The sequence below is a fragment of the Rhodococcus sp. BP-241 genome (assembly GCF_019836145.1).
Classification (GTDB): domain Bacteria; phylum Actinomycetota; class Actinomycetes; order Mycobacteriales; family Mycobacteriaceae; genus Rhodococcoides.
Genome location: NZ_JABUEI010000001.1, coordinates 376,348 through 389,483, shown reverse-complemented (window position 1 = coordinate 389,483; position 13,136 = coordinate 376,348). Strand labels below are relative to the sequence as shown.

Below are 13,136 nucleotides of genomic sequence, written 5' to 3'. Positions count from 1 at the left end.
CTGTCTCGTGATGCGGGGGACGATCAGCTGGCGTAGGACCGCAGTCGCTCGGCGCGGTCGCCCTGACGCAGCTTGCCCATGACCTCACGCTCGATCTGGCGTACGCGCTCACGCGAGAGGCCGAACAGCTTGCCGATCTGGTCGAGGGTGCGCGGCTGACCGTCGTCGAGGCCGTAGCGCAACCGGATGACCTGTTGCTCACGCTCGTCCAGCGTGGCGAGCACGCTGCGCACGTCGGTGTGCAGCAGCCCGGCGATCACGGCGTTCTCGGCGGACGTGGCCTCCGAGTCCTCGATGAAGTCGCCCAGCGGCGCCTCCTCGTCGCTGCCGACGGGCATGTCGAGCGACACCGGGTCTCGGCTGTGGTCGAGCAGATCCGCGATCTTCTCGACCGGGATGCCGGACTCCTCGGCGAGCTCGTCGTCGGTGGCCTCGCGGCCGAGCTGCTGGTGCAGCTCACGCTTGATCCGCGCGAGCTTGTTCACCTGCTCCACCAGGTGCACGGGGAGACGGATGGTGCGGCTCTGGTCCGCCATGCCGCGCGTGATGGCTTGACGGATCCACCAGGTGGCGTACGTCGAGAACTTGAAGCCCTTGGCGTAGTCGAACTTCTCCATCGCACGGATCAGACCCAGGTTGCCCTCCTGGATGAGGTCCAGCAGCGGCATCCCGCGGCCCGTGTAGCGCTTGGCGAGTGAGACGACGAGACGGAGGTTGGCCTCGAGGAGGTGTGCCCGAGCGGACTGGCCCTCGCGGACGATGAGCGCGAGGTCACGCTTCTTGGCGGGGGAGAGGCGCTTGCCGGTCGCGAGCACATGGGTCGCGTACAAACCCACCTCGATCTTCTTCGCCAGATCGACTTCCTCCGCGGCCGTCAGCAGAGCCGTGCGGCCGATGCCGTTGAGGTAGACGCGAACGAGGTCCGCTGCCGGGCTCTGTGCATCCAGGTCGGCATCACTCGGTCGAGGGCGAATGGTGGTGGGGCTGGTCATGACGTGCCTCCTGATCGGTGGTGTCTCACTGGCTACAACGCCGGGACACGTCAGAAAAGTTCCCGAAGCCCACCTCCGTCAAACACTCTGAGCTGCGGTTTCACCACCTCAGCCCTGAGAAGTTGCTGAGAGAAACGACTGCTCGGCTCAGGTGGGGATCACCAACCCGTGCACGACGAGCCCCGCGACCAACGCGACGACCGAGTCCGTCAGCTCCGCGGCGTCCACACCGCGTGCGGCCGCGAGAAGCTCGGTGAGGTCCCCGACCGTCAGTCCGCCCGCGCGCATCCCGGCCAGGAGTGCCGCCCCGTCCGCGTCGATCTCGTGGGACCACGCGGGCCCGTCGCCGCGGTGGACCCGGCGTACGACGGTGGTCCACCCACCGTCCGGATCGGGGGTGGAGACCTCCTCGAGTGCCGTGGTCGGGGCGACGGCCACACACTCGTCGAGCAGATCGTGTGTGCGGAGCCAGTCCACCCGGTCCAGGACGTCGAGTGCCTCGTCGCCGAGGGGATCCTCGTACCCGTGCATCAGGTCCTCCGCGAGGACGCTGGTGGGCCGGTCGGTCCGGCGGAGGTACACGAAGCCGAAGCCGACACCCGTGACGCCGGCGGCGTCGAGGTGATCGAGCCAGGCGGTCGCCGTCTCGTCGACGGCCGGGTCTCGCAGATCGAGTCCGCCGTCCCGCAGCCACGTGCCCACGTAGAGAGCGGGGTCCGCGATGTCGCGCTGCACTATCCACGCGTCGACACCGTGGTCCGGCAGCCAGGAGGCGACCCGTGACCGCCAGTCCTCACCGTCCACGTGAACCCAGGAGGCGAGCAACGACGCGGTCCCGCCGGGAGCGAGATGGTCCGGTGCCGCTCCCACGACGAGGCTGCTGGCACCGTCGAGGTCCAGGCCGGAATCGCGGTAGGAGTGGGAGACTCGGCCCGATCCGACGACGAAGGGCGGGTTGGCGACGATGCGATCGAAGGTCCGCCCCGCGACGGGTGCGAACCACGAGCCCGGGATCGTCTCGAAGTCCAGACCGTTGAGGGCAGCCGTCATGCGGGTGAGGGCGATGGCCCGATCGCTGACGTCGGTGGCGGTGATCGACCGGGCGTACGGCGCCGCGTGGAGCGCCTGGATGCCGCAGCCGGTACCGAGATCCAGGACGGTGGGCGGACTCCCGTCGACACGGGTGGGTGTCCCGCGGACCAGCGACAGCGACGCGTGACCGACGCCGAGCACGTGATCGGATCCGATACGGACGTCGCGCATGCTGCCGTCGATGTCGGACACCACCCACCGCGTGCCCGTGCCGAGATCGAGGGGGCGGATGTCGAGCAGACTGCGCACGGTGTCGCTGCCGGTCTCGAGGAGGCCGGCAGCAACCGCTCCGTCGAGTGTCGTCGGCGCGAGGGCGGTGGTCGCGGCGTCGATCGCCACGTCGTCGGAGAGCAGGAACAGCAGGACGAGAGTGCCGAGGGGACCGAGTTCTCCGCACCGGCGTCGCACCGGTGCGGGTTCGCCACGTCCCAACGCGGCATGAACCGAGTCGCCCAGTGCCTCCAGGATCCCGTCCGCGGTGAAGTCCGCTCGGTCGAACGCGACCCGCAACGTGGACGCGAGGTCGACGAGGCGGTCCGCGTCCACCGGGACGGACGGGGGAGGCGAGGTGCGGTGGTTCGAGTCGGTCACCGCGTCAGTGTGTCAGCAGACCGATCTCGGGACGGACCCGTCTCAGGACGTGGCGCGCGGATTCGAGATCGCGCGGCGGTCGAGATCGGGTTCCTCGTCGAGGTTCACCACCGGGTGGCTGCGGGCCTCCAGCGCGGTGGAGTCGGTCGCCCGCCAGCCGTAGCGGCTGGGCTCGTCCGCGGTCCGCGGCGGTCGGTCGTTGGCGATCAGGACTGCCATCCACGGGAGAGGAATGGACACGCCGACGATGGCCATGGCGATCCACGGGTTCTGCCACGCGCCGTACGACAGCGCCGCGAGGACCAGCGCCGGGATACGGAAAGACATGATGAAGAGGTATTTGCGCACGCGCGCTCGGTGCTGTTCCTCGACCGACGTTCGTGCCTCGGTGATCAGTACGGCCTCGCGAACGCTGTCGCGGGGTGAGATGCCGTCGTGTGCCATGACTCCACTGTGTCACTACTGAACGAAGTGTGCAGTAATCGGAGGTGGTGAGATGTGCGACGCGCGTGTCGGGAACAACCGTCATAATCGATGCATGAGCACGCAGACCAAGGAACGCCCCGACGTCAGCACCGACGAGACCACCGACGACGACACTCCGAAGTTCTTCCACTACGTGAAGAAGAACCGCATCGCCGAGAGCGCGGTGATGGGCACCCACGTCGTCGCACTGTGCGGCGAGGTCTTTCCCGTCACGAAGTCGGCCAAGCCCGGGTCACCCGTGTGCCCCGACTGCAAAAAGGTCTACGACGGCTTGCGCAAGGGCGAGTGATCCTGCCGATCACGCGTCACCTGACGCTTCTCCGGTGACTCGCCGCCGTCCCGATCCGACCGTGCGATGCGGATCGGGCCGGTGGCCAGCCGGCCGAGAGCGCCGACGGTGCCCGCACCCGGATCGGCTGCTTTCTCGGCGATCCATCCCTTGACCTGGTCCATGCGTGTGGCGCGCGCCGGCCAGAACTCCTGGACCGTGGCGTTGAACTCCGCCCCCAGCACCACCGCGAATCCCAGGAAGAACGTGAAGAGCAGGAAGGCGATCGGAGCCGCGAGCGCGCCGTAGGTGTAGCCCGTTCCGGTCACCCAGGACAGGTAGGTGCGCAGCACCGCACTCGCCAGCATGAAGAACACTCCGGCCAGCAGCGATCCGCCGAGCAGGCGGTGCCACGGCAGCGAGGTGTGCAGAGCCACCTTGTAGAGCGTCGTCAGGCCGACGATGAGCAGCAGTCCGACACCCGGGTAGTACGCGATGTCGATCACCTGCGAGCCGATCTCGAACCACGACGACGGCAGCACCCGACCGATGATGGTGGGCCCCAGCGCGACGAGGGGCAGGACGAACACCGCGACGATCAGGAACGCGACGTACAGCAGCAGGGCGAAGATGCGCTGCCACACGGGGTTGCGCGCGTCCTGCTGACCGTGTGCCTCGACGATGGAGTCGACGAAGGTGGAGATCGCCGACGAGCCGGCCCACAACGACAGCAGGAAGCCCACGGACACGACGGGACCGTGTCCGCTGTTGAGGATGTCCGTCAGCGTGGGGGCGATGATCTCGTCCACGACGTTGTCGCTGAACAGCGTGGAGCTGAACGTCACGATCTTCGACTCGATGATGTCGAGAGTGTTCGGTCCGAACCACCCCGCGATGTAGGTGAGGCTGCCGAGGAGTGCGAGCACCAGCGGCGGCAGCGACAGGGTCTGCCAGAAGGCGGCGGTGGCGGACTTGCCGAAGATGGAGTCGTCCCACGCCTTGCCCGCCGTCCTCGCGACGACGCGCCAGGCCGTGCGCAGCGGCCGTCCCGGGACGGGACCGGGCCCCGGCTCTCCGTCGGGCGTCGACGCTGCCGCGGTGTCCCGATCGGACGTGTTGTCGGCGGGTGCGCTCATGATGACTCCAGCATGGCCCACCGGCGTCGCTCGGGCACGTCCCGGCCCGGTGTGTCGCCGTCGCGGGCACCGGCGGCGACGTGCGCATTGGTGGGCGCGCCGACGTCCGCGATAGTCTGATCGACGGATGTGCACACGAGACGACGAGCCGAACGGGAGTTCCATGCCACGGGTGGTTCGCATCCTTTCAGGTGGACGTACGGCGCCGGACGAGGCCCGTTCATGACGGCCGAGATCGGCGAGAAGGTCGACAGCGCAGGAGGTCTCCCTGTGACAGGGCCGGCCGGAGTCACCCTGCCGCCACTGCGCGCCTGGCAGCGGCGAGCGCTCACGAAGTATCTGTCGGCGGGTCCGACCGACTTCCTGGCCGTCGCCACTCCGGGAGCCGGCAAGACCACGTTCGCGCTCCGCGTGGCGCTCGAGCTGCTGAGCGACCGCACCGTGGACCAGGTCACGGTCGTCGCTCCCACCGAGCACCTCAAGCACCAGTGGGCGGAGGCGGCGGCGCGCGTCGGACTCGCCCTCGACTCCCGCTTCTCCAACAGCACCGGGCAGACGTCCAGCGACTTCCACGGCATCGTCGTCACGTACGCACAGGTGGCGTCGCACCCTTCCCGCCACCGGGTGCGGACCGAGAACCGCAAGACGCTCGTGATCCTCGACGAGATCCACCACGGCGGTGACGCCAAGAGCTGGGGCGAGGGCATCCGCGAGGCCTACGGCGACGCGACGCGCCGCCTGGCATTGACGGGAACACCCTTCCGCAGCGACGACAGCCCCATTCCTTTCGTGAACTACGAGCCGGACGACGAGGGCCTGCCCCGGTCGCGCCCGGACCACAGCTACGGCTACGCCGACGCGCTGGCGGACGGTGTCGTGCGGCCGGTCGTCTTCCTCGCGTACTCGGGCGAGGCACGCTGGCGCAACAGTGCGGGCGAGGAGTTCGCCGCCCGTCTCGGGGAGCCGCTCAGCGCCGAGCAGACGGCGCGGGCCTGGCGTACCGCTCTCGACCCGTCCGGTGAGTGGGTGCCGTCGGTGCTCGCCGCGGCCAACACCCGGCTGCACCAACTCCGTCAGGGCGGCATTCCAGACGCGGGTGGCCTCGTCATCGCGTCGGATCAGACCACCGCGCGCGCCTACGCGGGAATCCTCGAGGCGGCGACGGGGGAGACCCCGACGCTCGTGCTGTCCGACGATCCCGGGTCCTCGGCCCGCATCGCCGAGTTCGGCGCGGGAACGTCGACCTGGATGGTGGCCGTGCGCATGGTGTCGGAGGGCGTGGACGTCCCGCGCCTCGCGGTCGGCGTCTACGCGACCAGCGCCTCCACACCGCTGTACTTCGCCCAGGCCGTCGGGCGCTTCGTGCGTTCTCGCCGCAAGGGTGAGACGGCGAGCGTGTTCCTGCCCTCGGTGCCGGTGCTCCTGGACCTGGCCAGCCAGCTCGAGGCGCAGCGCGACCACGTCATCGGGAAGCCGCACCGGGAGAAGGACGGTCTCGACGACGACCTGCTCATCGAGGCGAACCAGCAGAAGGACGAGCCCGGCGAGGAGGAGAAGGCGTTCACCTCGCTCGGTGCCGACGCAGAGCTCGACCAGGTGATCTTCGACGGCTCCTCCTTCGGCACCGCGACGTTCTCGGGCAGCGACGACGAGGCGGACTATCTCGGCCTGCCGGGCCTGTTGGACGGCGACCAGATGCGCGCGCTGTTGCGGAAACGGCAGGAGACGCAGCTGGCACGCCCGGCGACGCCCACGGAGACTCCGGCTCCGGTCACCCTCCCGCCCGCCGGGCGGTCCGCGGACGCCGCGAAGCTGGCCGATCTGCGTAAGGAGCTCAACGGCCTGGTGGCGATGCATCACCACCGCACCGGCAAGGCCCACGGCATCATCCACGGCGAACTCCGACGGAGCTGTGGTGGGCCGCCCACCGCGATCGCGACGGCGGAGCAGCTCACCGAGAGGATCTCGGCCCTGCGTTCGTGGTGATCGCAGCACTGCACGAGCCCCGCGCACGACGAAGGGCGACCACCGGATCGGTGGTCGCCCTTCGTGGTGTCAGGAGTCGAGTGCTGATGCTGTGGGACCGAGTGCCCCGGTCATCACGCCATGGCGTCGGAATCCGCGTCCGCGACGATGGTGGCGTTCATCTCGAGGAGACGCGCTTCGTGCTCATTGGCGTGGTGACGGCAGAACAGCAGTTCTCCGCCGGTGGGGAGGACGGCACGCACGCGCGCTCCCGCTCCGCAACGATCACACCTGTCGGCAGCGGTGAGGGTGGTGTCGGTCAACAATTCGGGCATGACTCCTCCGTACTGACCGTGACTACCACGGTCCTGGGGTCGGTCCGCCACGTCGGTTCGACGCGGTTCGTTCACTCTTACAGACGTATGGGGTTCGTGCGTTGTTCCCACGCGGATGGCCGTGTGTTGTCACAGACACGAAACATGCTGGTGAACCACGTCCCTCTAGAGCATCGTTCGCTGTCGGCAGAACGCACCCGCCCCTGTGCGCCCGTGTCGCGACCGGTGGATACGGTTCGACCATGACGGATGTGGACGCGCGCGGCCTCGCGTCGGTGGGGCGTTCGTTCCCGCCGTGGTCGGTGCCGTTCGTCTTCGTGGTCGGAGCGCTCGCGCAGTATCTCGGTGCCGCCATCGGCGTCCATCTGTTCGACACCATCTCGCCGGCGGCCGTGGCGTGGCTGCGCGCGGCAGGCGCAGCGGCCGTTCTGCTGGCCTGGCGTCGTCCCTGGCGCACGCGATGGACGGCCCGCACCATCGCGGTGGCCGGTGGGTTCGGTGTCGTCACGGTGGGAATGAACCTGGCGTTCTACGAGGCGATCGCCCGCATCCCGTTGGGCACCGCCGTGGCGATCGAGTTCCTCGGTCCTGTCCTCGTCGCCGCACTCGGATCGCGGCGCGCTCGCGACGTGCTCGCACTCGTCCTGGTGGTCGCGGGAGTCGCGCTGGTAGCCGGAGCGCGATTCGACGTGGGCCTGGTCGGGGTCGGTTTCGCACTCCTCGCCGCCGGACTGTGGGCCGGCTACGTGGTGCTCGGGAAGTCGGTCGCGACGGCGGGCGACGGGCTGGACTCCCTCGCCGTCGGCATGGCGGTGGCGTCGGTGATCCTCGCCCCGCTCGCGTTGACGCCCCAGGTACTCGACGATCCGTCGGTGTTCACCGCGCCGTCCACGTGGCTGCTGGGTGTCGGGGTGGGTGTGTTGTCGAGCGTGATCCCCTACGCGCTCGACCAGGTGGTCCTGCGCACGGTCGGACGGGCACGGTTCGCGTTGTTGCTCGCGTTGCTGCCCACCACTGCGACGGTGGTCGGCGTCGTGGTGCTGAGGCAGGTGCCCTCGATCGCCGAACTCGCGGGCATCCTGTGTGTGATCGTCGCCGTCGCGCTGGGCGGTGTGGAACGACGCGCACGACCGGCGCCGCCGGCCGACACGACGCGACTGCAGGACCCGACACGAGAGGACGGCCGATGACCGAGATCCTGGTACACATGTGCCCGGCGGCGGACTGGGAGGCGAGTGTGGCCGCGGGGGAGGTGGCACCCGCGTCGCTCGCCGAGCAGGGGTTCGTCCATCTGTCGACGCCGCAGCAGGTTCATCTCCCGGCCAACCGGCTGTTCGCCGGTCGCCGGGACATCGTGCTGCTGTCGTTGAACCCCACTCGACTGAAGGACCGGCTGGAATGGGAGCCGGGAGTACCCGGCGATCCGAGTTCGATGCTGTTCCCGCACCTCTACGGACCGGTACCGCTCACCGCGGTGGTCGAGGTGCAGCCCTACCTGCCCGACGACGACGGGACGTTCGTCGCCGTCGGGTGAGGTGCGGAACTGTCAGTCGAGGTAGTCGCGCAGCACCTGCGACCGGCTCGGGTGCCGCAGCTTCGACATGGTCTTCGACTCGATCTGTCGGATGCGCTCACGCGTGACCCCGTAGACCTGGCCGATCTCGTCGAGCGTGCGCGGCTGGCCGTCGGTGAGGCCGAAACGCAGTCGCACGACACCCGCCTCGCGCTCGGAGAGGGTCTCGAGAACCGACTGGAGCTGGTCCTGCAGGAGGGTGAACGACACCGCGTCGACGGCGACGACGGCCTCGGAGTCCTCGATGAAGTCGCCGAGCTGGCTGTCGCCCTCGTCGCCGATGGTCTGGTCGAGGGAGATCGGCTCGCGAGCGTACTGCTGGATCTCCAGCACCTTCTCGGGCGTGATGTCCATCTCCTTGGCGAGCTCCTCGGGAGTGGGCTCACGACCCAGGTCCTGCAGGAGCTCACGCTGGATGCGTCCGAGCTTGTTGATGACCTCGACCATGTGCACCGGGATACGAATGGTGCGGGCCTGGTCCGCCATGGCGCGGGTGATGGCCTGACGGATCCACCACGTCGCGTACGTCGAGAACTTGTAGCCCTTGGTGTAGTCGAACTTCTCCACCGCGCGGATCAGACCGAGGTTGCCCTCCTGGATGAGGTCCAGGAACGCCATGCCGCGGCCCGTGTAGCGCTTGGCCAGCGAGACCACGAGGCGCAGGTTGGCCTCGAGCAGGTGGTTCTTCGCCCGGTTGCCGTCGCGGCAGATCCAGGTCATGTCGCGGCGCTGGGCCACGGGGAGCTTCTCGCCCTTCTCGGCGGACTCGGCCATGAGCTGGACGGCGTAGAGACCGGCCTCGATGCGCTTGGCGAGCTCGACCTCCTCCTCGGCGTTGAGGAGGGCGACCTTGCCGATCTGCTTGAGGTAGGCGCGGACGGAGTCGGCGGAGGCGGTGAGTTCGGCGTCCTTGCGGGCCTGTCGCAGCGCCTCGGACTCCTCCTCGTCCCACACGAAGTCGCCCGACGCCTTGTCCTCCGGCGTGGGTTCGGTGGTCGCGTCGTCCTCGACCTCGTCGCCGACGGCGACGACCTCGACGACGTCCGACTCGGCTGCGAGCTCGCCCTCGGGAACGTCGATGTCCTCGATGTCCGCGGTGGGCTCGTCGGCGTCGTCGCCGGTCGCAGGAGACGTCGCCTTCTTCGCTGCGGTCTTCTTCGCTGCGGCCTTGCGCGGCGCGGCCTTCTTGGCTGCTGCCTTGCGCGGGGCCGCCTTCTTGGCCGGGGCCTTCGCGGGTGCGGTTCCGACGGCGCCGGGTGCGGTTCCGACGGCGCCGGGTGCGGTGCCGTCGGCCGACGCGGTGTCGACGGCCGGAGTGCTGTCGACTGCCGGCGCGGTGTCCGCGGTCTGACGAATATCGATGGCTGCCACGTACGCCCTTTCGTGACGGTGTCGTGCGGCGTCACGCCAGAGTGATGATCCGGCGGAGAGGTCTGTGGATTTCCCGGCGTGAAACCGGGGCGTGGACCATTGTAACGACCGCCGCGAGTGCACAGCACCAACGCGCGGGAGGACGCCGAGGTTCCCGGCTCACCGGCAGTGGGGTGTGAGTCACATCGCGCATCGGCGAGCCGACGCGGCGCAGGTCAGAGGGGCGCGTGTCTGCCCTCGGCGAGAATCAGGGCGCCACACCGGACTGTGCGGCGAGGGCCGCGCCGACGATTCCGGCGGCGTTGCGCAGCGTCGCGGGTTGCACCGGGGTGCGGTTGGTGAGCAGGGGGATCCACTTCTCGGCTTTGCGGCTGATGCCGCCGCCGGCGATGAAGAGGTCCGGCCAGAACAGATCCTCGATGCGCTCGAGCACGCGCGAGACCTCTTTGGCCCACGCCTTGTACGACAGTCCGTCGTCGTCCTTGACCGACGACGCGGCGCGGTGCTCGGCCTCCTTGCCGTCCACCTCCATGTGCCCGAGCTCCGTGTTGGGCAGGAGGACGCCGTTCTGCAGGATCGCGGATCCGATGCCGGTGCCGAAGGTCAGCAGGATGACCACACCCTTGGAGTCCTTGCCGCCGCCGAACTTGTCCTCCGCGATGCCCGCGGCGTCGGCGTCGTTGAGCACGGTCACCGAACGACCCCCGAGATGGTCGCGGAACAGCGCGCCGGCGTCGGTCCCGATCCAGCCCTTGTCGACGTTCGCGGCGGTTCGCGCCACGCCACCGGTGACGACGCAGGGGAGGGTGATGCCCACGTCCCCGGTCCACTCGAAGTGGTCGACGATGGCCGCGACCGTCTCGGCCACGGCCGTGGGAGTCGACGGTTGCGGGGTCTCGATCTTGTAGCGCTCGCCGATCAGTTCGCCGGTGGCGAGATCGACCACGCCACCCTTGACGCCACTGCCACCGACGTCGACACCGAAGCCTCGGCCCTCGGGGTGCGAGCCCGTCTTCCCGGCGATGGAGACCGGGCCGGGTTCGGTGTGGTCGTTCGTCATGACAGAACCTCCTGGTGGCGTACGCACGCGTCGGCGACCGGCGCGTTCGTGCGAGATCTGGTGCGCGCACGTCACCCTAGTTGCTGACGGCGTTCCCGGTCGCGCGGCACCGCGGCGGGTGGCGCGCCGTACCGTTCCGCCGCCCGATGTGTTCGGATTACCGGGTGACTCCTCATGACGATCTGCCGCAGGACGACTCGACGGGCACGCTCGACCCGGAGATGTTGCGCCGCATCGCCGTCGACGTCGCACGTGAGGCGGGACGCCACGTACGTCGGCGTCGGCCGGAGGTGTTCGGCGCGGGCGGTGCGGCGGTGGACGCCGTCCGGTCGAAGTCGACGCCCACCGATCCGGTGACGGTGGTCGACACCGAGACCGAACACGTCATCCGGGACCTGTTGAGCCGGCTGCGTCCCGACGACGCGGTACTGGGCGAGGAGGGCGGCGGGGAGGACATCGCCCCGTCCGGTGTCCGGTGGGTCCTCGATCCGATCGACGGCACCGTGAACTTCCTCTACGGCATCCCGGCCTACTCGGTCTCCGTGGCCGCGCAGATCGACGGTGCGTCGGTGGCGGGCGCCGTGGAGGACGTGGTGGGGGATCGCACGTACGCGGCGTCGCTCGGCGGCGGCGCGTGGTGCTCGGACGCGGGCGGAGACTGGGTGCGCCTGCGAGTCAACGACATCGACGACGTGGCACTCACGTTGGTGGCCACGGGATTCGGTTACGACGCGGCGCGCCGCCGCCGTCAGGGCGCGCTGATCGCGGCTCTGCTCCCCGAGGTGAGGGACGTTCGTCGCATCGGCTCGGCGGCACTGGATCTGTGCATGGTGGCGGCGGGGCGCGTCGACGCCCACTTCGAGCACGGGCTCAGCCCGTGGGACTGGGCGGCGGGCGCTCTGGTCGCGGCGGAGGCGGGTGCGCGGGTGATCACTCCGTCGCCGCACTCCCGCAGCGACGACGGCGAGGTGACGATCGCCGTGGCGGAAGGTGTGGCGGACGGGTTCCTGTCCTTACTCGACCGTCTCGGTGGCGTCGCCGCCATCGCCAAGGCCTGACCCGCGTCAGCAGTTGACGCGATGCGCGGCGGCGAGCAGATCGACGTCGAGGTTCGGTGCCGCGGCGCCCGGAGCGACGTCCGCGAGCGAGCGGATGACCTCCTCACCGTCGGTGTTCGGTTCCAGCGCACGGAAGTTGGTGCCCAGAGCGAGATCCACGGTGTCGTCCTCGCGGGTGTCCTGAACGAACTCGGCGCATGGCGCGACCAGTGCGACGGTGCCCGCGGCGGCCACGCCGGCCGCGCCGAACCGGATCTGAGCTATGCACTGCATGTTCTGGTCGACGTAGACCGGGTCGTTGCCCACCTGCACGTCCGGTGCGCTGGCGAAGCCGAAATCGCTGAGATCGGCGGCGATCTCGGCGGCCTGGCCGCCCTGTCCGTTCGCGTTGAACACGCGCACGCGGGTGGCGGACAACGGGGCGGGCTGGGTGTCCGTGACCACCGAGGCGTCCACGACGCTGCCGGGCTCGGCGGCCGCGGGGGCGGCGGGATCGGAGGCCGGCTGGGGGGCGTTGCAGGCGACGGCGTCCGTGCCGGTCTCGGTCGTGGTCAGGATGTTCACCCACACGGCCGCACCGGCGAGGGCGAGCACGACGAGCACCACGAGGATCGGGAAGGCCCGACGCCGCGCGTACGGCCGCCCCTTGTCGTCGGTCGAGGAGCCGTGAGTGATGAGTGAGACCACGGGAGCGTGCCCTTCTGCTGATACGTGTCGCGCTGTCGTGTCACGGGCGGTGACTCGCTCACTGTAGTGGGCCGCGCCGGCATGTGACGCGCGACGCACGGCGGGTGGGAACGTCTGCACGGTCGACGGCGTTGGGCGGGGTGAACAGGGGAGATGCGGTTCCTGCGGGAGCCGTTCGCGCCACGACACACCGCGCTGGGCAGGGTGTTTTCCACACCGGCTCGTCGTCGGCTATTGTCTGGCGGCCCGGCGGATCGAACTCACGGCCGGTCGGGCTCCTCGGGCCTGCACGCCCGCAGCAAGAGAATGTTTCCCGTCACGGGGATTCGGGCACAGTCGGCTCACCTGCACGCCGGCCGTCATCCGTCAGGACGACGGCTGCGAATAGGTGAGCGAGAAGGACGGAGATCCTCCCGGCGGAAGTCGGGAAGAAGTCCGACCGGATCGATGTTCTGCCACGAACAGCAGACGAGGAACACGAACGACCTGCATCGGGATCCGAGGGTGTGAGTCCGACAGAGG

At 69.3% G+C, this 13,136-nt stretch carries 14 protein-coding genes; 5 read left to right on the top strand and 9 right to left on the bottom strand.

What is annotated here, in order from left to right; genetic code table 11:
• Positions 1 to 23: 23 nt before the first annotated feature.
• The 3 genes from HQ308_RS01780 to HQ308_RS01770 all read right to left on the bottom strand — a co-directional run bounded on the left by HQ308_RS01780 (position 24) and on the right by HQ308_RS01770 (position 3,119).
• A complete protein-coding gene (locus HQ308_RS01780) occupies positions 24 to 992 on the bottom strand; it encodes a sigma-70 family RNA polymerase sigma factor (protein WP_027505171.1) in 969 nt (322 codons plus the stop codon).
• A 147-nt stretch (positions 993 to 1,139) separates the two neighbouring features.
• Positions 1,140 to 2,630: a class I SAM-dependent methyltransferase gene (locus HQ308_RS01775; RefSeq protein ID WP_222645438.1), complete on the bottom strand. Its 1,491-nt coding sequence runs from the start codon at positions 2,628 to 2,630 to the stop codon at positions 1,140 to 1,142.
• An 87-nt stretch (positions 2,631 to 2,717) separates the two neighbouring features.
• Complete coding sequence (locus HQ308_RS01770; protein ID WP_056444840.1) at positions 2,718 to 3,119, bottom strand: DUF3099 domain-containing protein; 402 nt, start codon at positions 3,117 to 3,119, stop codon at positions 2,718 to 2,720.
• A gap of 94 nt (positions 3,120 to 3,213) precedes the next feature.
• On the opposite strand from HQ308_RS01770, the gene HQ308_RS01765 reads away from it, so the two are divergent.
• Positions 3,214 to 3,450: a DUF3039 domain-containing protein gene (locus HQ308_RS01765; protein ID WP_027505173.1), complete on the top strand. Its 237-nt coding sequence runs from the start codon at positions 3,214 to 3,216 to the stop codon at positions 3,448 to 3,450.
• Here HQ308_RS01765 and HQ308_RS01760 read toward each other — a convergent pair.
• The gene (locus tag HQ308_RS01760) at positions 3,423 to 4,565 is read right to left on the bottom strand and encodes a YihY/virulence factor BrkB family protein (protein ID WP_081821180.1); all 1,143 of its coding nucleotides are present in this window, start codon (positions 4,563 to 4,565) and stop codon (positions 3,423 to 3,425) included. The genes HQ308_RS01765 and HQ308_RS01760 overlap by 28 nt on opposite strands.
• Complete coding sequence (locus HQ308_RS01755) at positions 4,562 to 4,735, bottom strand: hypothetical protein (protein WP_155956976.1); 174 nt, start codon at positions 4,733 to 4,735, stop codon at positions 4,562 to 4,564. The genes HQ308_RS01760 and HQ308_RS01755 overlap by 4 nt, the downstream gene beginning before the upstream one ends.
• 52 nt (positions 4,736 to 4,787) lie before the next feature.
• Between HQ308_RS01755 and HQ308_RS01750 the strand changes: the two genes are divergently transcribed.
• Positions 4,788 to 6,551: a DEAD/DEAH box helicase gene (locus HQ308_RS01750; protein WP_222637635.1), complete on the top strand. Its 1,764-nt coding sequence runs from the start codon at positions 4,788 to 4,790 to the stop codon at positions 6,549 to 6,551.
• 113 nt (positions 6,552 to 6,664) lie between these two features.
• Here the strand turns inward: HQ308_RS01750 and HQ308_RS01745 are convergent, their stop codons facing one another.
• Complete coding sequence (locus HQ308_RS01745; protein WP_027505176.1) at positions 6,665 to 6,865, bottom strand: hypothetical protein; 201 nt, start codon at positions 6,863 to 6,865, stop codon at positions 6,665 to 6,667.
• 242 nt (positions 6,866 to 7,107) lie between these two features.
• Between HQ308_RS01745 and HQ308_RS01740 the strand changes: the two genes are divergently transcribed.
• Both HQ308_RS01740 and HQ308_RS01735 read left to right on the top strand, forming a co-directional pair.
• Positions 7,108 to 8,055 carry a DMT family transporter gene (locus HQ308_RS01740; protein WP_082544481.1) on the top strand — a complete coding sequence of 316 codons (948 nt, stop codon included), beginning with the start codon at positions 7,108 to 7,110 and terminating at the stop codon, positions 8,053 to 8,055.
• Positions 8,052 to 8,399 (top strand): DUF952 domain-containing protein, encoded by a 348-nt coding sequence (locus HQ308_RS01735; RefSeq protein ID WP_222645291.1) that lies wholly within the window; start codon positions 8,052 to 8,054, stop codon positions 8,397 to 8,399. Before HQ308_RS01740 ends, HQ308_RS01735 begins: the two co-directional genes overlap by 4 nt.
• A 12-nt stretch (positions 8,400 to 8,411) precedes the next feature.
• On the opposite strand, the gene HQ308_RS01730 is transcribed toward HQ308_RS01735, so the two are convergent.
• Positions 8,412 to 9,809, bottom strand: a complete 1,398-nt coding sequence (locus HQ308_RS01730) for an RNA polymerase sigma factor (protein ID WP_222645290.1) — start codon at positions 9,807 to 9,809, stop codon at positions 8,412 to 8,414.
• Between the two features lie 247 nt (positions 9,810 to 10,056).
• Positions 10,057 to 10,869 (bottom strand): polyphosphate--glucose phosphotransferase, encoded by an 813-nt coding sequence (gene ppgK, locus HQ308_RS01725; protein WP_222645289.1) that lies wholly within the window; start codon positions 10,867 to 10,869, stop codon positions 10,057 to 10,059.
• Positions 10,870 to 11,015: 146 nt separating this feature from the next.
• On the opposite strand from ppgK, the gene HQ308_RS01720 reads away from it, so the two are divergent.
• Positions 11,016 to 11,927, top strand: coding sequence for an inositol monophosphatase family protein (locus HQ308_RS01720; protein WP_222645288.1), 912 nt, complete (start codon positions 11,016 to 11,018; stop codon positions 11,925 to 11,927).
• Between the two features lie 6 nt (positions 11,928 to 11,933).
• On the opposite strand, the gene cei is transcribed toward HQ308_RS01720, so the two are convergent.
• Positions 11,934 to 12,614 (bottom strand): envelope integrity protein Cei, encoded by a 681-nt coding sequence (gene cei, locus HQ308_RS01715; RefSeq protein WP_027505181.1) that lies wholly within the window; start codon positions 12,612 to 12,614, stop codon positions 11,934 to 11,936.
• Positions 12,615 to 13,136 lie beyond the last annotated feature (522 nt).

Excerpts from the sequence above, each read along its gene's own strand:
- HQ308_RS01780 (WP_027505171.1), bottom strand. The coding sequence starts at position 992 with ATGACCAGCCCCACCACCATTCGCCCTCGACCGAGTGATGCCGACCTG.
- HQ308_RS01770 (WP_056444840.1), bottom strand. The coding sequence starts at position 3,119 with ATGGCACACGACGGCATCTCACCCCGCGACAGCGTTCGCGAGGCCGTA.
- HQ308_RS01765 (WP_027505173.1), top strand. The coding sequence starts at position 3,214 with ATGAGCACGCAGACCAAGGAACGCCCCGACGTCAGCACCGACGAGACC.
- HQ308_RS01760 (WP_081821180.1), bottom strand. The coding sequence starts at position 4,565 with ATGAGCGCACCCGCCGACAACACGTCCGATCGGGACACCGCGGCAGCG.
- HQ308_RS01750 (WP_222637635.1), top strand. The coding sequence starts at position 4,788 with ATGACGGCCGAGATCGGCGAGAAGGTCGACAGCGCAGGAGGTCTCCCT.
- HQ308_RS01745 (WP_027505176.1), bottom strand. The coding sequence starts at position 6,865 with ATGCCCGAATTGTTGACCGACACCACCCTCACCGCTGCCGACAGGTGT.
- HQ308_RS01740 (WP_082544481.1), top strand. The coding sequence starts at position 7,108 with ATGACGGATGTGGACGCGCGCGGCCTCGCGTCGGTGGGGCGTTCGTTC.
- HQ308_RS01735 (WP_222645291.1), top strand. The coding sequence starts at position 8,052 with ATGACCGAGATCCTGGTACACATGTGCCCGGCGGCGGACTGGGAGGCG.
- ppgK (WP_222645289.1), bottom strand. The coding sequence starts at position 10,869 with ATGACGAACGACCACACCGAACCCGGCCCGGTCTCCATCGCCGGGAAG.
- HQ308_RS01720 (WP_222645288.1), top strand. The coding sequence starts at position 11,016 with ATGTGTTCGGATTACCGGGTGACTCCTCATGACGATCTGCCGCAGGAC.